The following is a 16,453-nucleotide window of genomic DNA, read 5'->3' as shown; positions in this document are numbered from 1 at the left end:
GCCGCCCTCGCGGCGGCTTCGATCCCCGTCGTGGTCGTCGCACTCACCTCCACCGCCTCCCCGGCCTCGGCCGAACTCCCCGCGCTGCCCGAGGTGACCCCGCAGTACTTCAAGGAAGCGGCCGACACCGCGATCGAATACGCGGACGGCTACTACGTCGTCCAGCTCGCGTCGGACCCCATCGCCACCTATGAAGGCGGCGAGTCCGGCCTCGACGCCACCGCGCCCGCCGAAGGCGACACCATCGACTTCACGACCAGCGCGGTCGAGGAGTACGGCGACTTCCTCGCCGCCGAGCGCGCCGACGTGATCGCCGAATTCGACGTGGACGCGCTGGTCGAGTACGACACGGTCCTCAACGGCTTCGGGGCGCATCTGACCGCGGCCGAGGCCGAGGAGCTCGCCGCGAGCGACGACGTCCTCGCGGTCATCCCCGACGTGATCTACGAGCCCACCGCCGCGGTGGACACCACGAAGTTCATCAACGTCGCCGGCAAGAAGGGCGCTTGGGAAGAGGAGTTCGGCTCCCACAAACGCGCGGGCGAAGGCGTGATCGTGGGTGTCCTGGACACCGGCATCTGGCCCGAGAACCCGTCGCTGGCTCCGCTGTCCGAGCCGCGGCCCGACCAGGCCACGATCGACGCGAAGTGGAACGGCGAGTGCGAGACCGGTGAGGACGAGGACCCGGCCGCGAACATCGAGTGCAACAACAAGCTGATCGGCGCGCGCTGGTTCGATGCGCGCGGCGTCTCGGTCGATTCGTATGCGTCGCCGCGTGACTCGAACGGTCACGGCACGCACACCGCCACCACTGCGGCGGGCAACTACGGCACCAAGGTCTTCATCGACGGCAAGAACGTCGGGAAGTTCTCGGGGCTGGCTCCGGCGGCTCGCGTTGCGGCGTACAAGGTCTGCTGGGGTGGTTGCTCCGGTTTGGACTTGGTGGCCGGTATCGAAGCGGCCGTGAACGACGGCGTCGACGTCATCAACTTCTCGATCGGTTCGACCGGTACGCCCGAGTTCCTCGACTCGGTGTCGATCGCGTTCTTCAACGCGTCGGCGGCGGGCGTGTTCGTGGCGGCGAGCGCCGGCAACGACGGCCCGACCTCTACTGTGGACCACCAGGAGCCGTGGGTGACCACGGTGGCGGCCTCGACCCACGACCAGACCTTCCGCACCGAGCTCGAGTTCGGCAACGAGGACATCGAGGTCGCCGGGCTCGTGGGCAAGGCGAAGTGGTACGTGAAGAACGCGGTCGACGCGGCGTACGACGACGCCGACCCCGAGGCCGCGGCCCGCTGTGACGCGGGCACGTTGGACCCGGCCAAGACCGAGGACTTCGCGATCATCTGTGTGCGGGGGAACCTGTTCACCGACAACGCGAACCAGGTCGCCGACGCCGGCGGCGTGGCCTTGATCGTGGTCGACCAGTTCGAGCGCGGCCCGGCCGTCACGGTCACTTCGCAGGCGGTTCCGGTGCTCTCGGTGTCCTACACCGACGGTCAGGACCTCCAGGCGTGGGTCGACTCGAAGAAGAACCCGCGCGTGAAGGTGGAGACTTCGGAGCGGGAGGGTCAGAACGCGCCGACCATGGCCGACTTCTCCTCGAACGGTCCGGCGCTGTCGGCCGAGCAGAACCTGCTCAAGCCCGACATCACCGCCCCGGGTGTGGAGATCCTCGCCGGTACCACCCCGGAGAACCACGCGGGCAACGACTTCGCGACCAACCAGGGCACCTCGATGTCGAGCCCGCACGTGGCCGGCCTTGCGGCGCTTTTGAAGTCGGCGAACCCGGGCTGGTCGCCCATGGCGATCAAGTCGGCGATCATGACGACCGCCTACCAGGAGGACCAGGCGGGCAACCCGATCCAGCGCGCCGGTGAGGACGCGACGCCGTTCGACTACGGCGCCGGTCACGCCGACGGGGCGAAGATGCTCGACCCGGGCCTGGTGTACGAGTCGTCCCCTGTGGAGTGGATCCAGTACATCTGCGGCACGCCCGAGGCGTACAAGATCCAGTCGAACTGCGACGCTTTGGGTTCGATCGAGCCCTCGCAGCTCAACTACCCGTCGATCACGGTCGCGGAGCTGACCGGCACCTATGAGGTGTCGCGCACGGTCACCAACATCTCGGAGAAGAAGTCGACCTACAAGGCGACGATCACCGCTCCGGCGGGCTTCGAGGTCTCGGTGGACGCCAAGGAGTTCACGCTCAAGCCGGGCGAGTCGCACACGTACACGTTGACGATCACGCGCACTGACGCGGCGTTCGGCGACTGGGCGTTCGGCGACATCACCTGGGTGGAGAAGAAGGGCACCAAGACCGTCCACGAAGTGCGTTCGCCGATCACGGTGGAGCCGACGCAGCTCGCGGCGACCGACGAGGTGTCGTTCAACGGCGACGAGGGTTCGGCTTCGCTTTCGGGCGTGGCGGGCTTCGACGGGACGCTGACCTCGACGGTGTCGGGCCTGGTGGCCTCCGAGGTGTCGACGGCGACGCTGACCGACCCGGACTCGTCCTCGTTCCCGACCGGTTCGCCGGCCGAGAACTCGCACACGGTCGCCTACGAGTTCTCGACTCCCGAGGACGCGGCGCTGGTGCGGTTCGCGACGTTCGACGAGGAGCACCCGCTCGGGACCGACCTTGACCTGTTCGTGTACGTCAAGGACGAGGCCGGCGCTTTGACGCTGGTCGGCTACTCGGCTTCGGGCGGTTCGAACGAGGCCGTGACGCTGCCGGGCGGTTACACGTTCGTGGTGTTCGTGGACGAGTGGGCCGGTCCTTCGCCGCTGGAGGCGACCCTGCACACCTGGATCGTGCCGAGCACGGACGAGGGGACCCTGGAGGTCAGCCCGGCCGAGCAGACGGTGTCGATGGCGTCCCCGTACTCGCTGGACCTGGCCTGGTCGGGTCTGGACGTGGACTCCCGCTACCTGGGCACGGTCGACTACGCGGCCGACGGCACGCTGATCGACTCCACGATCGTGGGGATCGCCACCTGACCGCTTGCACCGCAGCGGTTTAGGCCGCATACAACGAGATGAGCGAAGCGCCCGCCGCGCCAACGCGGCGGGCGCTTTCGCGTGCCTAGTTCAAGTGCGGGAGGACCAGTTCCGCGTAGCGTTCGTACCCGGTGGCGTTGGGGTGGAACGGCTCTGCCGATTCCAGACCCATGACCCAAGTGTCCTCTGTGCACAGTTCGTGTCCGTCGAACGCGTCCCGCGGGTCGACGAACGCGAAGCCGTGGCCGGTCGCCGCGGCCGCGATGGTGTCGGCGAGGAGGTCGAAGAGCTCATTCACGGCCCGCTGCTCGTCTGGCGTGGTGTCGAGCACGGCCTCGCAGGCGGTCTCGGAGAACAGCCGCGGGTACCCCACCACGATGATCGTCGCCTCTCCTGCTTGGGCCTCGACCTGCGTGTACAGGCCGTCGAGACTCCCGGGAAGGTCCTCGGTGATCAGGGCCCGCGCCTCCTCGATCGCGGCCGTGCAGGCCGCCGTGTCGGTGTCGGCGCAGGCGCCGAGCACGGCCTCCAGTCCGGAGTCGTTGCCGCCCACGGTGATCGTGACGAAGTCGATCGCCGAGTCGAGCGCGTCGAGCTGCTGCTCGACCACGTCGGCGACGACCGCGCCCGAGCAGGCCTCGAACTCGAGCTCCTCATCGATCGCCTCGGCGACCAGCGCCGGGAAGGCGTGCGCTGAGCGGTGGCAGCCGTCGTCGGCGTCGTAGTCGCCTGCGCCGAAGCCGGAGGCGTACGAGTCGCCGAGTGCGACGTAGGTGCGCTGGGCCGGGTCGTTCGTGGTGGCACAGCCGGTCGCGGCGAGGGCGAGGGCCGCGAGTGCGGCGGGGAGCGCGCGGCGGTGGTTGCTGGTGGCGTTCATGCCCTGAAGCTATGGGGGGTGGTCGGTGTGAGCAATCCGGTGGCCGGGTGTGGGGATGGTGGGGTCTGCCCTACTTTGCGGGGCAAGGGGAAAGGCGGGCCTTGTCGGGCCCGCCTTTGCTCATGCGTCGACGCATTCGGGTGCCGGTTCGGTTTCGCGGAGGTGGATTGGTTCGGGGGCACCTTGGTGGCGTCACGCCCGGGCGCGGGACACCGGAGATTTGACCGTTCACATATGTTTCCGATAACATCGACTCTGTTCTATTTCTCGATCGAAGGACGGGCGGTCCCGTATGACTCCGAAACGCACCTCCCTCATCGCCGCGCTCGCGGCCGCGGGGCTCCTCGCGGGCCTCGCCGCGCTCGCCCCCACCGCCGCGGCCGACCCCGCCGGGCCGCGCCAGGCCTGCGCCGCCGACGCTCCCGGTACGGTCGGCGGCGATCTGGGGGCGCACGATCCGGGCCTGTTCGCGCCCTGCGAGGACGGCGAGCCGTGGTACGTGTTCGCCACCGGCTGGGGCCCGCTCGGCCAGGGCAACATCACCATCCGCACCTCCACCGACGACGGCGCCACCTGGACCTATGTGGACACCGTCTGGGACGTCAAGCCCGCGTGGCTCACCGCGGCCGTGCCCGGCGTCGACAACCTCTGGGCGCCCGAGATCTACCATGACGCGGCGGAGGGCCGCTACTACCTGTACTACTCGGCGTCCACATTCGGCAATCAGCGCTCGGTGATCGGCCTGGCCACCAACACCACCCTCGACCCGGCCGACCCCGCCTACGCCTGGATCGACGAAGGCCAGGTGTGGGAGTCGAGCCCCGGCGACCCCTACAACGCGATCGACCCCACGATCCTCGCCGCCGAAGGCAAGCACTACATGGCCTACGGCTCATGGTGGCAGGGCATCTACATGCTCGAACTCGACTGGCCCTCAGGCAAAGTGAAACCCGGCGCGAACCCGATCCACGTCGCCGGGCGCGGCGGCGCCGGCATCGAAGCGCCGGCGCTGGTCGAACACGGCGGCTACTACTACCTCTTCACGTCCTGGGACACCTGCTGCGCGGGAGCCGATTCGACCTACAACATCCGGGTCGGCCGCTCGACCTCCCCCACCGGGCCGTTCACCGACGCGGCGGGCGTCCCGCTCACCCAGGGCGGCGGCACGCTCGTCCTCGGCGCGCACGGCGACTACGTGGCCACCGGCGGGCAGTCGATCATGAACGGCCTCATGGCATACCACTCCTACCACGAGGACGGCCACTTCGACCTCGGCGTCGAGGCCATCGAATGGAGCGGCGGCTGGCCCGTCCTCGACGGGTCCTGAAACGCTTACGGCACAGCGAAGGCGGGCCCTGGTGGGCCCGCCTTCGCTCATGCGTCGACGCGTTCGGGTGCCGGTTCGGTTTCGCGGAGGTGGTCGGGCGGCGGGGCGACGAATTTGTAGCCGACTTGGCGGACGGTGCCGATCATAGATTCGTATTCGCTGCCGAGTTTGGCCCGCAGGCGCCGGACGTGGACGTCGACGGTGCGGGTGCCGCCGAAGTAGTCGTAGCCCCAGACTTCGCGCAGGAGTTGTTCGCGGGTGAAGACGCGTCCGGGGTGCTGGGCGAGGAACCGCAGCAGTTCGAATTCCTTGTAGGTCAGGTCGAGGGGCGCGCCTTTGAGTTTGGCCGCGTAGGTGTCGGGGTCGACGGTGAGGTCGCCGGCGCGGATGACGGCCGGGCCCGCGGCTTGGGCGGCGTTGGGTTTGCCGGTGGCCAGGCGCAGTCGGGCCTCGACTTCGGCCGGGCCCGAGGAGTAGAGCAGGAAGTCGTCCACGCCCCAGTCGGCTTGGAGGGCGGCCAGGCCCGCTTCGGTGACGATCGCGAAGAGCGGGACGGTGAGGCCGGTGGCTTGAAGGACGCGGCAGGTGGCGCGCGCGTCGGCGAGGTCGGCTCGGGCGTCGACCATGACCGCGTCGGGGCTGGGGCCCGAAAGCAGGGCCCGCACGTCCCGTCCGGCGTACCGGGATCGGTGCGGCAGGAGTTCCAGGGAGGGCAGGATCGACTCTGGCGACTCCGGAACGGGGTTGGAAGTGAGGATCAGGATTTCCAAGGCAGTCCTCCGCTGGTAGATGCGCACGCGCGACTATCGCTTTCCCGGCTTCGGCGACGGGTGGGCTTACATGCGGTAGGTGGAGTCTGGGCCAAGTGTAAACGGTCACCAACCGAATGACCAGCGTCACCCGCATGTCACCTCACGATGCGGGACGTCGCGGCGTGAGAAGTGGGACGCCAATCGTTCATTCGACCGTCATCGGCCGCTCATCTGCGACCGCCGCGAACCAGATGTCCTATATCCTATAGGATATATCCTATTCGATTCGGGTTCGCCGTGACGTCGAGCCGCCGACGCGCCGCACCTCCCGAACCCCCTGCGCCACTGCCGAAGCGGTGGTTCACCCAGGCGCGTGAGGCGAGCTTTCGAGCGGCGTTGGGGGCCTGCCGTAGGCTGTTGCTCGTGTCGTACAGCCGACCCGACGAGACCTGGGGCTACGAGCCGCCCACGGAGGAAGCCGCCGACGCTCCCGCCTGGGGCGGCGCCTACGCCGATGCCGAGCCGACCCCCACCGAGCAGCGCCGCGCCGCCGAGGCCCGCCGCGAGCCGGCCACCGGCTCCTACCGCTCCACCGACGACGACGGCCGCGAGCACCACACGCTCCCCCCGCCGAGCCCCGCGCTGTGGCACCGCCTCCCCGCGATCGCGGTCACCATGGTCGTCAGCGCCGGCCTCATCCTCGGCACCCAGATGGAACGCCCCGTCTACGCCGCTGGGATCGCCGTCCTCCAGTTCGCGATGATCGCCCTGGTCACGTGGGTGCGGAAGATCGACGGCGTGTGGATCACGCTCGCCGTGGCCGCCGCATTGGCGCTCGCGGCCGACTGGGCGGCCGTCACCTGGCAGCCGGTCTCGCTCCTGCCGATCACCGTGCTCCTGGCCCTCGCCTTCGGCGCGACCGTCGCAGGTCAGTTGCTTCGCAAGGACCACGCCGGGGTGACCGAACGCCTCGGGTTCACCATGCTCGTATGCGTAGCCGTATGCGGATACGCGTGTTACATCGTGCTTTCGCGCCTGGGTTCGGCCCCGCCCGCGATGTATTCGGCGGTCGTGGCCGCCGGGACCGCGATCCTCGCCGCCCGCGCCGTCGACCTGGTCATGCCCGATCCGCGCATCAACCGGCAGGTGACGCGGGGCGCGTTCGGCATCGTCATCGGCACCATGTGCGGCACCGCCTCGGCCGCGTACGCCGGGTTCGTGATCGAGGGCCCCGAGCCCTCCCACGCGGCGATCGGCGGCCTCCTCGTCGCGCTCACCGCAGTGCTCGCCGACCTCGCCTGCGGCTACCTGTCCGCGTCCCGCCGCATCGACGAGGCCGGCACCGCCCCGAACCCGGTGGTCAGCGCCGCCGGGCCGCTGCTGGCGTTCGCCGTGACCGGACCGGTCGTCTACCTCGTCAGCGCCTACTACATGATCGACTGACACAAACGCCCCTCACGCCACCCGCACCCCGCCTCCCCCTTATTTGGAGCACTCGGTGAAGATCTTCCGCCGCGTCCTGATCACCCTCGTCGTGCTCGCCGCCGTCGTCGCCCTCGGCGACCGCGTCGCGAACGCGCTGGCCGAACGGCGTATCGCCGACGAGGTCGCGGCCACCGCCGCCGACCACGGCGCGCATTCGGACCAGCGGCCCGACGTCAAGATCCACGACTGGCCGTTCCTGACCCAGGCGTGGGGCGGCGAGTTCGCGCAGATCGACATCACCCTCCACGACGTGGGCGCGAACGACCTGGTCTTCCCCGAGCTGACGATGGTCGCCCGCGACGTCGAGGCCGACTGGCGTGAGCTCTCGGACGGCGGCCAGGTCATCGCCCGCACCCTCGACCTGGAGGGCACCATCTCGATCGAGTCGGTCGAGGCTCTGCTGGCCGAGCAGACCGGCCTGGACCTGGAGATCGACGACGACGGGACGGCCGTGGTCAACGCGACCAGGGAGATCGCCGGGTTCACCATCGAGCTGCGGGCGACGGGGCAGATCGAGATCGCCGACGGCGCGCTCTCCTACCGCCCCGACGCGGTCGAGTCGCTCACGTCCTCGCTCCCGGCGCAGGTCGAGTCCCAGATCGACCAGTTCGCCGCCGAGCTGGGCACCACGATCGGCCTCCCCGAGCTGCCCTACGGCATCGTCCTGGCCGACGTCAGTTTCAAGGACGGCGCTCTGGCCGTCGCCGCCAGCGCCGAGGACGTGGTCCTGAACTGAGGTTCGCGGTCACGCACGGTTCGCATGGATGTCCGCATCGCGAGAACGGGTGTGGATTCGGGGCGGGAAGTCTGCTAGCGTTCTGGCCATGCGCAAGCCGATGCTCACGAAGCGGCGCGCGATCGACTACTGCATGATCGCGGCCACGCTCTGTCGAATGCCCTAGGCGACTCGCCGGGCTCCATGCCCGAGGCAGTCGCCGCATTGCGGCCCAGCGTGCGCGAATTCCAGAGCAAGGCCCCCACGTTTTTTCACCCGCAGTCGCCTGTGTGCGCGAGTCGGGAACCGGGGCCGCATCGGCTTGATCGGGAATCTTCCCTGAACGAATCCAGCTCTGCCGCTTCGGCGGCGCAACGCTCCGCGCCACTCTCTGGGCACGCTCTCGAACTCGGAACAGTCGAAACCTAGTCATTCCATTAACGTTCAGGAGAGAACAGCCATGGCTCGTGAAGACGTGCTGGTCACCGCCGATTGGGCGGAAGAGAACCTCGACACCCCGGGTGTGGTGTTCGTCGAAGTCGACGAGGACACCTCGGCCTACGACTCCGGCCACATCAAGGGCGCGGTGAAGATCGACTGGAAGGACGACCTCCAGGACCCGATCCGCCGCGACTTCGTCAACCAGGAGCAGTTCTCGCAGCTCCTGTCGGAGCGCGGGATCGCCAACGACGACACCGTCGTCCTCTACGGCGGCAACAACAACTGGTTCGCGGCGTACGCGTACTGGTACTTCAAGCTGTACGGCCACCAGGACGTGAAGCTGCTCGACGGCGGCCGCAAGAAGTGGGAGCTCGACGCCCGCGAGGTCGTGACCGAGGTCCCCAAGCGCGAGGCGACGACCTATGTGGCCGGTCCGCTGGACTGGTCGCTGCGCGCCAAGCGGGACGAGGCCGAGGCCGCGATCGGTTCGAAGAACCTCATCGACGTGCGTTCGCCCGACGAGTACGCGGGCCGCCTGCTCGCTCCGGCGCACCTGCCGCAGGAGCAGTCGCAGCGCGCGGGTCACATCCCGACGGCGCTGAGCGTGCCGTGGAGCAAGGCCGCGAACGAGGACGGCACGTTCAAGTCCGAGGCCGAGCTGCGCGAGCTCTATGTGGACGAGGCGGGCCTGGACGAGTCCAAGGCCACGATCGCCTACTGCCGCATCGGTGAGCGCTCCAGCCACACCTGGTTCGCGCTGCGCGAGCTCCTCGGCTACGAGGACGTCAAGAACTACGACGGTTCGTGGACCGAGTACGGGTCGCTCGTGGGCGTCCCGATCGCGCTCGGCGACGAGCCTGGGACCAAGTAGCCGGCGACGGTACGGAAAGGAACACCATGTCCGACAGTTGCGCCGCACCCGATCAGGACACCGCCCTGCCCGAGTCGGTCGACCTCGCGAAGGAGACCGTGCTGACCGGCACGGTCGTCACCGACGAGGGCGAACTGGTCCAGGGCGCCTATGTGCGTCTGCTCGACGGCACCGGCGAGTTCACCGCCGAGGTCGTCACCGGCGAAGGGGGCCGGTTCCGGTTCTTCGCCGCCCCCGGCAAGTGGACGCTCCGTGCGCTTTCGCGCTACGGCGACGCCACCGGCGAGATCGAGGCCGCCCGCGGCCTCAACGAGACGAAACTCGCCGTCAGCCGCTGAGTCCGCCAGGGACGGTTTCGGGAGGCTCAGCTCGCTTTTCCCAGTCCCTTGCAGCGAGAAGGGGCCCACCGCTTTCGCGGTGGGCCCCTTCGGCGTTCGCTGCTACTTCTTGTAGGTGCGGGTGACCGGGTCGTAGAACCCGGCGGGGGCTCGGAGGATCACGTTGACGCGGTTCCAGGCGTTGATCTGGGCGCACATGGCGACCAGGGCGGTGGCCTGCTCGTCGTCGTAGTGCTTGCGGACCGCTTCCCAGGTCTCGTCGCTGACGCCGTGCGGGTTGTCGGCGATGCGCGCCGACTCCTCGGCCAGGGCCAGGGCGGCGCGTTCGGCGTCAGTGAAGGCCGGGGCCTCGCGCCACACGGTGACGAGGTTGAGCCGCTCGGGGTCTTCACCGGCGTGCACGGCGTCCTTGTAGTGCATGTCGGTGCACAGGCCGCAGCCGTTGATCTGGCTGGCGCGCAACTTGACCAGCTCCATCGTCGACTGTGGAATCGGCGAGGAGGTGTGGAACAGCTTCTCGATGGCGAGCATGGCCTTGTAGTAGGCCTTGCCGAATTCGGTGCCGTGGTAGGCGAGTCGGGATTCCATGGTGACTCCTTCGTGGTCAGGGCCGAGTGTTGAGGCCGTGGAACTTGTCGGGGTTGCGAACCAGGTCGAGGGTGGTGATGCGCCCGCCCCGGATGCCGAGCGCGGTGACGGTGGCGACGGCGCCGCCGCTGATCATGACCAGCGCGAGCCCGCCGTTGACGAGAGTGGTGCGCTTGACCGAGTCGGGGTAACGGGCGTCGACCCCGATGAGGAAGCGGGCGACCTTGTCGGCGCCGTGGATGGGCCGCAGGGCCGCCGAGACGCGGCCGCCGCCGTCGGAGACGAGCACCGCCTCGGGGTCGAGCAGGCGCAGGAGGCCTTCGAGGTCGCCGCTGCCGGTCGCCTGCACGAACGCTTCGACCAGGTCGCGGTGCTGCTCGGGGTCGGCGTCGAAGCGGGGACGGCGCTCGGCGATGTGGGAACGGGCGCGGCTGGCGAGTTTTCGGCAGGCCGCGGGAGTGCGGGCGAGGACGCGCGCGAGCTCGTCGAAGGGCAGGCCGAACACGTCGTGGAGGACGAACGCGGCCCGCTCGGCGGGGCTGAGCGTCTCCATGACCACGAGCATCGCCCAGGAGAGCGAATCGGCGAGGCTGACGGCCTCGGCCGGGTCGGGGGCGGTCTCGACCGGTTCGGGCAGCCACGGGCCCACGTAGGCCTCCCGGCGGTGGCGGGCCGACCGCAGCACGTCCAAAGCGAGCCTCGACGTGGTGGTGACGAGCCAGCCGGTCAGATCCTCGATCGCTTCGAGATCGGTGCGCTGCAAACGAATCCACGCATCCTGGACGGCGTCCTCGGCCTCGGGCAGCGTCCCCAGCAGCCCGTAGGCGACGCCGACGAGCCGGGGCCGGAGCCCCTCGAAGACCGCGGCGGCCTCGGCCGCGGTGCGCGCTCGCGTCGGTTGCATGTGATGAGGACGGGGCATGGTTCCCGAGTGTGACACCGGATCGCGGATTGTGACCGTCATCGCACGGATCGGGTAGGGCAGACTGTCTCTCGTGTTCTCGAACCTGTCGGCGACCTGGCGCCGCCGCCTCCGCGCGGCGGTCGCGGTGTGGGCGGTGCTGCTCCTCGCCTCGGCGTTCGCCGCCTCCCGCGCCACCGTCCCCGAACAGGTCGACGCCGCCGCCGCAAGAGCGGTCATGGACGCGACCCTCGGCGAGGCGGCCGGGTCGCTCTCGGGCGCGGCGGTCCTCGCCGCCGGGCCCCTCGAATCCGAACCGTGCGAGATCACCCCGGCCCGGCCGGGCCTGTCCCTGTCGCGCACCGTGCAGATCTCCGGCGCGACCGTCGATCAAGTCGAGGCGCTGGCCCAGCGGTTCTCCCTGCGGTCCCTCCAGCGGGCCGAGGATGCGAAGGAGGCCGTGTGGTCGGGCACCACCGCCACGTTCGTGAGCCTGCGGATCACGACCGTCGGCGCCGACCCCGCGGGCGGGCGCTGGTCCGAACCGGTGGTCCTGCGCGCTTCGACCGGCTGCCGCCCCTTGGAGGGCCAGGTCGCCTCGTTCGCGCCCCAGCCGCCCTTCGAAGCCGACGCGACATGGGCGTACGGGTCGGTGCCGTGCCCCGGCGGCGAAGTCCTGTCGAGCTGGACGGCCGCCGTCGAGGCCGCCCCGTTCCGCGTCCTGGAGACGACGGGCACCTGCGCCTGAGGTCTCACTTGTCGATGTCGCCCACCACGAAGAACATCGACCCCAAGATCGCGATCATGTCCGGGATCAGGCACCCGGTCATGAGCGTGGCCAGCGCCTGCACGTTCGCGAACGAGGCGGTGCGCAGCTTGAGCCGCCACGGGGTCTTCTCGCCGCGGCTGACCAGGTAGTACCCGTTGGCGCCCAACGGGTTCTCGGTCCACGCATAGGTTTCGCCGACCGGGGGTTTGAAGATCTTCGGGAGCTTCACGTTCACCGGCCCGTCGAGTGCGGCGGCCCGGTCGAGGCAGGCGCGGGCGAGATCGATCGAGACGGCGACCTGGTCGAGCAGGCACAGGAACCGGGCGTGGCAGTCGCCTTCGGTGCGCACCACCACGGGCACGTCGAGTTCGGCGTAGGCGAGGTAGGGCTCGTCGCGGCGCAGGTCGAAGTCGAGGCCGCTGGCACGCGCGACGGGCCCGGTGACGCCGTACGCGGCCGCCGTCGCGGCGTCGAGGACGCCCACGCCCTGGGTGCGGGCCGCGAAGATCTCGTTGTGCCGCAGCAGTTTGTCCAGGCGCACCATGCCGTGCTCGACCTCGTCGAGGGCTCGGCGGGACCGGTCCTCCCACCCTGCGGGGACGTCTTGTTTGAGGCCGCCGACGCAGTTGTACATGTAGTGGATGCGGCCGCCGCTGGCCTCCTCCATGACCGCTTGGAGGCGTTCGCGTTCGGTGAACGCGTAGAACATCGGGGTGATCGCGCCGATCTCGAGCGGGTAGGAGCCGAGGAACATCAGGTGGTTGAGGACCCGGTTCATCTCGGCGAGGGCCATGCGCAGCCACACGGCCCGCTCGGGGACCTCGACGTCGGCGAGACGCTCGGCCGCGAGGGCGACCCCGAGTTCGGAGGAGAACGCCGAGAGCCAGTCGTGCCGGTTGGCCAGGAGCATGATCTGGCGGAAGTCGCGCACTTCGTAGAGTTTCTCGGCGCCGCGGTGCATGTAGCCGACGACCGGTTCGCAGGCGGTGACGCGCTCGCCGTCGACGCGCAGGAGCAGGCGCAGGACCCCGTGGGTGGAGGGGTGCTGGGGGCCGATGTTGAGCACCATGTCGGCCGCTTCGGTTCCGGCGCCGACGCCGACGGCGATCTGCTGTTCGGTCACCGCCCCATCGTCGCAGTTTCGCCGCGTTTGGGGAAGTGCCGCGTCGGGCATGTCCGTACCGGGCGTTGCCTTGGCGGGGCTTGCCGGGCCCTGGCATCCTTAGACGGAGCGGACGACTATGGAGGTGACCGCATGGACCGCGATCAGATGCGCGCTTCGGAGTCCGACCGGCAGGTCGTCATGGAGCGGTTGCGCCAGGCGGTCGAGGAGGGGCGGCTCGACGTCGCCGAGTACCAGGACCGGGTGGACGCGGCGATGCTCGCGCGCACCTATTCGGAGTTGGACGTGCTGCTGTCGGACCTCCAGGCGCTGTCCCCGCCCGGGTTCGCCGACGGCCCGGTCGAGCCGACGCGGATGATGCCCCCTTCGCTGTCGAAGGCCAACCAGCAGTTGCGTGAGGGCCAGGAGCCGGCGGCCCGCAAGTGGCGGATCGTGGGCGTGGCGGTGGCGATCGCGATCGCCGCGGCCCTGGTGCTGTTCCTCGTGGCGCCGGAGCTGTTGTTGTGGGCGGCGATCGCGGTCCTGGTGATCCTGGTGCTGTTCGTGGTGGCCGCGTTCGCGGGCCTGTTCTGACCCCTCGGACTCGGTGACGGGCGCGGCCCCTGAGCGCGACTGCCCCCGCGGGCCTGTTCCGCGCCGAACCCGGCGCAGAGCGCGCCGCCCGATCCGCCCGTGTTTCGAACCGCCTCGCTGGTTCTCGATCTCGTGCCGCTCTCGCCGCTTGCGGCGGTGGGCGGCTTTTTCTCGCGCGGGGGGGGATGCCATCCCAAACCCCCACCCTCCCAAGAGGGGAAGAGGAAGCGATCGTTTCAGACACCACCGACAGGAATCGTCGCCGCAAGCACCCGAGTGCGCAGAATGCACCCGAAAGAGTGATCCGGTACCGTTGACACATGGACCTCAACGCTGACCTGGGGGAGGGTTTCGGCCGCTGGGAGCTCACCGATGACCCTGCGCTGCTGCGGATCGTCACGAGCGCGAATGTGGCGTGCGGTTTCCACGCCGGCGACCCGCCCACGCTGCGCCGGGTCTGCGATCTGGCCGCCGCCGCGGGCGTGCGCATCGGCGCTCAGGTCTCCTACCGCGACCTCGCCGGCTTCGGTCGGCGCGAGATCGACGTCCCGCCAGGCGAGCTGGCCGCCGAGGTCGCCTACCAGATCGGGGCGCTGCGGGTCTTCGCCGAAGCCGCCGGATCACACGTCGCCTATGTCAAACCCCATGGGGCCCTTTACCACCGGACCGGACGCGACCCGCTCCAAGCGGCCGCGGTCGTCGAGGGGATGCGCCTGGCGGGGGTGAGCGTGGTTTTGACGCAGCGCGGCAACGAACTCGACCGCGCCGCAACCGAGGCGGGCATGCGCGTGGTCGGCGAGGCCTTCGCCGACCGCGGCTACCTGAAGGACGGCCGCCTGGTCGCACGAGGTGCGCCCGGCGCGCTCCTGGAGCCGGAGGCCGCGCTCGCCCAAGCGCTCGAACTGGCCGAGAAGGGCTCGGTGACCGCGACCTGCGGCACCCCGACTCCGGTTGCGGCCGAGTCGATCTGCGTGCACGGCGACGGGCCGGACGCGGTCGCCCTCGCGTCGGCGATACGGTCCGCATTGGACGAACAAGGCATCGACGTGGAGGCTTTCTCGTGAGCACCGCCAAGCACACTCGGCTCAGGCCCCTCCCGGCCGGACCGCGAGCCATCCTGATCGACTGCGGCACGACCGCCGCCGCGCGCGCCTGTTACCGATCCCTCCAGGCCCGCCGCATGTCCGGGCTGCTGGAGGCCTCGGATCTGGTGCCCGGCGCGACCACCGTGCTCGTCTGCGGGGTCGACGAACCCGAACTGCTCGCCGCCGAACTGCCCGGCTGGCCCCTGACCGACGAGATCGAGACCGGCGGCGAGACCGTCGAGATCCCGGTCTGCTACGACGGACCCGACCTCGAAGCGGTCGCCGCGCTGTGGGGCGTGCGACCCGACGACGTGGCCGACATCCACTCCGAAGTGGAGTACGAGGCGGCGTTCTGCGGGTTCTCCCCCGGGTTCGCCTACCTCGAAGGGCTCCCCGAGCGGTATCAGGTCCCGCGCAGGGAAAACCCGCGCACCTCGGTCCCCGCCGGGTCGGTCGCGATCGCCGGGCCCTACACCGGGGTCTACCCGCGGTCGAGCCCCGGCGGCTGGCAACTCATCGCGACCATGACCAATCCAGGTCGATTGTGGAATGAACATCGCGAGCCCGCGGCGCTGCTGGTGCCCGGGACGCGGGTCCGGTTCGCGGCGGTGAGGGTATGAGCTACATAGAGATCCTGCGAGCCGGCGTGCTCACCACCTGCCAGGACTCCGGCCGCCCGGGCTGGGGCCACCTGGCAGTACCGCCCTCAGGGGCGGCCGACCGGCCCTCATGGAGGCTCGCGAACCAGTTGGCGGGCAACCCGACCGGGGCCTGCGCTCTGGAGACCACATTGACTGGTTGCACCGTCAAGGCGCACCGGAACGTGACCGTGGTCGTCGGCGGCGCGCCGTGCGCCGTGACCGTGGACGGGCGCCCCGAATCCTGGGGGCAGCCGGTCAAGCTCAAGGCCGGATCGGTGCTCGATGCCGGTCCCGCCGAGGTCGGTGTCCGCTCCTACCTCGCGTTCTCCGGTGGTTTGCACCCGAAGTCGAGCCTCGGCTCGCACTCCACGTGCCTGCTCTCCGGGCTCGGCCCGGCCCCGCTCAAAGTCGGCGACCGCGTCCCGCTCGGCCCGAGCCTGGCCCACCCGCCGCTGCCGACCCAATGGCCCGCACCGTGGTCGGGCATCGGCGACGAACTGGTCATGAAACTCCACTTGGGACCGAGGCTCGACTGGTTCCGGCCCGAAGCGGTCGCGGAGCTGACCCGCGGGGTCTGGACGGTCTCGGAGCACTCCAACCGGATCGGCCTGCGCCTCGAAGGGCCGTCCCTGCGGCGGCTCGACGGCGCCACGGAACTGCCCAGCGAAGGCATCGTGGCCGGAGCGCTCCAAGTACCCCCCAACGGCCAGCCGATCCTCTTCGGCGCCGACCACCCGACCACGGGCGGCTATCCGGTGATCGGCGTCGTCGGCGCCGAAGCCGGGGCCGCGGCCGCGCAGGCCAGGCCCGGCACGAGCATCCGCTTCGTCCCGATCCCACTGCCGCACTGGGGGAAGCGGGCCTGAGCTGGCCAGCGGCCCGAACGTCCGAGCGACCCGCTGGCCAGGCACGCCGCGTCGCCGCGGCTATAGCATGGGGGCACCCTCGAGCGCCCCTGGAGCAC

The 16,453-nt window shown here is 69.9% G+C and carries 16 protein-coding genes; 11 read left to right on the top strand and 5 right to left on the bottom strand.

Annotated elements, in window-relative coordinates:
* Nucleotides 1-30 precede the first annotated feature (30 nt).
* Nucleotides 31-3,003, top strand: coding sequence for a S8 family serine peptidase (locus AB0B28_RS01985; protein WP_360114940.1), 2,973 nt, complete (start codon nucleotides 31-33; stop codon nucleotides 3,001-3,003).
* An 85-nt stretch (nucleotides 3,004-3,088) separates the two neighbouring features.
* Here the strand turns inward: AB0B28_RS01985 and AB0B28_RS01980 are convergent, their stop codons facing one another.
* Nucleotides 3,089-3,880 carry an SGNH/GDSL hydrolase family protein gene (locus AB0B28_RS01980; RefSeq protein WP_360114937.1) on the bottom strand — a complete coding sequence of 264 codons (792 nt, stop codon included), beginning with the start codon at nucleotides 3,878-3,880 and terminating at the stop codon, nucleotides 3,089-3,091.
* Nucleotides 3,881-4,172: 292 nt separating this feature from the next.
* On the opposite strand from AB0B28_RS01980, the gene AB0B28_RS01975 reads away from it, so the two are divergent.
* Nucleotides 4,173-5,207: an arabinan endo-1,5-alpha-L-arabinosidase gene (locus AB0B28_RS01975; protein ID WP_360114934.1), complete on the top strand. Its 1,035-nt coding sequence runs from the start codon at nucleotides 4,173-4,175 to the stop codon at nucleotides 5,205-5,207.
* Between the two features lie 47 nt (nucleotides 5,208-5,254).
* Here the strand turns inward: AB0B28_RS01975 and AB0B28_RS01970 are convergent, their stop codons facing one another.
* Nucleotides 5,255-5,977 carry a response regulator transcription factor gene (locus AB0B28_RS01970; protein ID WP_360114931.1) on the bottom strand — a complete coding sequence of 241 codons (723 nt, stop codon included), beginning with the start codon at nucleotides 5,975-5,977 and terminating at the stop codon, nucleotides 5,255-5,257.
* Between the two features lie 405 nt (nucleotides 5,978-6,382).
* Between AB0B28_RS01970 and AB0B28_RS01965 the strand changes: the two genes are divergently transcribed.
* From AB0B28_RS01965 to AB0B28_RS01950, 4 genes are all read left to right on the top strand, one after another.
* Complete coding sequence (locus tag AB0B28_RS01965; protein ID WP_360114928.1) at nucleotides 6,383-7,402, top strand: hypothetical protein; 1,020 nt, start codon at nucleotides 6,383-6,385, stop codon at nucleotides 7,400-7,402.
* 55 nt (nucleotides 7,403-7,457) lie between these two features.
* A complete protein-coding gene (locus AB0B28_RS01960; protein ID WP_360114925.1) occupies nucleotides 7,458-8,180 on the top strand; it encodes a DUF2993 domain-containing protein in 723 nt (240 codons plus the stop codon).
* 439 nt (nucleotides 8,181-8,619) lie between these two features.
* Nucleotides 8,620-9,471 (top strand): sulfurtransferase, encoded by an 852-nt coding sequence (locus AB0B28_RS01955; RefSeq protein WP_360114922.1) that lies wholly within the window; start codon nucleotides 8,620-8,622, stop codon nucleotides 9,469-9,471.
* A gap of 26 nt (nucleotides 9,472-9,497) precedes the next feature.
* The gene (locus AB0B28_RS01950; RefSeq protein WP_360114919.1) at nucleotides 9,498-9,809 is read left to right on the top strand and encodes a DUF1416 domain-containing protein; all 312 of its coding nucleotides are present in this window, start codon (nucleotides 9,498-9,500) and stop codon (nucleotides 9,807-9,809) included.
* 102 nt (nucleotides 9,810-9,911) lie between these two features.
* On the opposite strand, the gene AB0B28_RS01945 is transcribed toward AB0B28_RS01950, so the two are convergent.
* Nucleotides 9,912-10,340 (bottom strand): carboxymuconolactone decarboxylase family protein, encoded by a 429-nt coding sequence (locus AB0B28_RS01945; RefSeq protein ID WP_360115899.1) that lies wholly within the window; start codon nucleotides 10,338-10,340, stop codon nucleotides 9,912-9,914.
* 73 nt (nucleotides 10,341-10,413) lie between these two features.
* Nucleotides 10,414-11,301 carry a sigma-70 family RNA polymerase sigma factor gene (locus AB0B28_RS01940; protein WP_360114917.1) on the bottom strand — a complete coding sequence of 296 codons (888 nt, stop codon included), beginning with the start codon at nucleotides 11,299-11,301 and terminating at the stop codon, nucleotides 10,414-10,416.
* Between the two features lie 91 nt (nucleotides 11,302-11,392).
* Here AB0B28_RS01940 and AB0B28_RS01935 point away from each other — a divergent pair, with 91 nt between their 5' ends.
* A complete protein-coding gene (locus AB0B28_RS01935; protein WP_360114914.1) occupies nucleotides 11,393-12,046 on the top strand; it encodes a hypothetical protein in 654 nt (217 codons plus the stop codon).
* Nucleotides 12,047-12,050: 4 nt separating this feature from the next.
* Here the strand turns inward: AB0B28_RS01935 and AB0B28_RS01930 are convergent, their stop codons facing one another.
* The gene (locus AB0B28_RS01930; protein ID WP_360114911.1) at nucleotides 12,051-13,241 is read right to left on the bottom strand and encodes an NADH-quinone oxidoreductase subunit D; all 1,191 of its coding nucleotides are present in this window, start codon (nucleotides 13,239-13,241) and stop codon (nucleotides 12,051-12,053) included.
* A gap of 81 nt (nucleotides 13,242-13,322) precedes the next feature.
* On the opposite strand from AB0B28_RS01930, the gene AB0B28_RS01925 reads away from it, so the two are divergent.
* From AB0B28_RS01925 to AB0B28_RS01910, 4 genes are all read left to right on the top strand, one after another.
* Nucleotides 13,323-13,763: a DUF1707 domain-containing protein gene (locus AB0B28_RS01925; RefSeq protein WP_360114908.1), complete on the top strand. Its 441-nt coding sequence runs from the start codon at nucleotides 13,323-13,325 to the stop codon at nucleotides 13,761-13,763.
* A 320-nt stretch (nucleotides 13,764-14,083) separates the two neighbouring features.
* The gene (locus AB0B28_RS01920; RefSeq protein WP_360114905.1) at nucleotides 14,084-14,827 is read left to right on the top strand and encodes a 5-oxoprolinase subunit PxpA; all 744 of its coding nucleotides are present in this window, start codon (nucleotides 14,084-14,086) and stop codon (nucleotides 14,825-14,827) included.
* Complete coding sequence (locus AB0B28_RS01915; RefSeq protein WP_360114902.1) at nucleotides 14,824-15,468, top strand: allophanate hydrolase subunit 1; 645 nt, start codon at nucleotides 14,824-14,826, stop codon at nucleotides 15,466-15,468. The genes AB0B28_RS01920 and AB0B28_RS01915 overlap by 4 nt, the downstream gene beginning before the upstream one ends.
* Nucleotides 15,465-16,355: a biotin-dependent carboxyltransferase family protein gene (locus AB0B28_RS01910; RefSeq protein WP_360114899.1), complete on the top strand. Its 891-nt coding sequence runs from the start codon at nucleotides 15,465-15,467 to the stop codon at nucleotides 16,353-16,355. The genes AB0B28_RS01915 and AB0B28_RS01910 overlap by 4 nt, the downstream gene beginning before the upstream one ends.
* Nucleotides 16,356-16,453: the final 98 nt, after the last annotated feature.

This window comes from Glycomyces sp. NPDC046736 (genome assembly GCF_040645615.1).
Taxonomy (GTDB): Bacteria; Actinomycetota; Actinomycetes; order Mycobacteriales; family Micromonosporaceae; genus Glycomyces.
The sequence above is the reverse complement of the archived record's forward strand: the minus strand, read 5'-3'. Positions and strand labels throughout refer to the sequence as shown.

What these genes read in the sequence shown, in the direction of transcription:
- AB0B28_RS01980 (WP_360114937.1), bottom strand. Translation starts at nt 3,880, where the DNA reads ATGAACGCCACCAGCAACCACCGCCGCGCGCTCCCCGCCGCACTCGCG.
- AB0B28_RS01975 (WP_360114934.1), top strand. Translation starts at nt 4,173, where the DNA reads ATGACTCCGAAACGCACCTCCCTCATCGCCGCGCTCGCGGCCGCGGGG.
- AB0B28_RS01955 (WP_360114922.1), top strand. Translation starts at nt 8,620, where the DNA reads ATGGCTCGTGAAGACGTGCTGGTCACCGCCGATTGGGCGGAAGAGAAC.
- AB0B28_RS01950 (WP_360114919.1), top strand. Translation starts at nt 9,498, where the DNA reads ATGTCCGACAGTTGCGCCGCACCCGATCAGGACACCGCCCTGCCCGAG.
- AB0B28_RS01945 (WP_360115899.1), bottom strand. Translation starts at nt 10,340, where the DNA reads ATGCTCGCCATCGAGAAGCTGTTCCACACCTCCTCGCCGATTCCACAG.
- AB0B28_RS01940 (WP_360114917.1), bottom strand. Translation starts at nt 11,301, where the DNA reads ATGCAACCGACGCGAGCGCGCACCGCGGCCGAGGCCGCCGCGGTCTTC.
- AB0B28_RS01930 (WP_360114911.1), bottom strand. Translation starts at nt 13,241, where the DNA reads ATGCCCGACGCGGCACTTCCCCAAACGCGGCGAAACTGCGACGATGGG.
- AB0B28_RS01925 (WP_360114908.1), top strand. Translation starts at nt 13,323, where the DNA reads ATGGACCGCGATCAGATGCGCGCTTCGGAGTCCGACCGGCAGGTCGTC.
- AB0B28_RS01920 (WP_360114905.1), top strand. Translation starts at nt 14,084, where the DNA reads ATGGACCTCAACGCTGACCTGGGGGAGGGTTTCGGCCGCTGGGAGCTC.
- AB0B28_RS01910 (WP_360114899.1), top strand. Translation starts at nt 15,465, where the DNA reads ATGAGCTACATAGAGATCCTGCGAGCCGGCGTGCTCACCACCTGCCAG.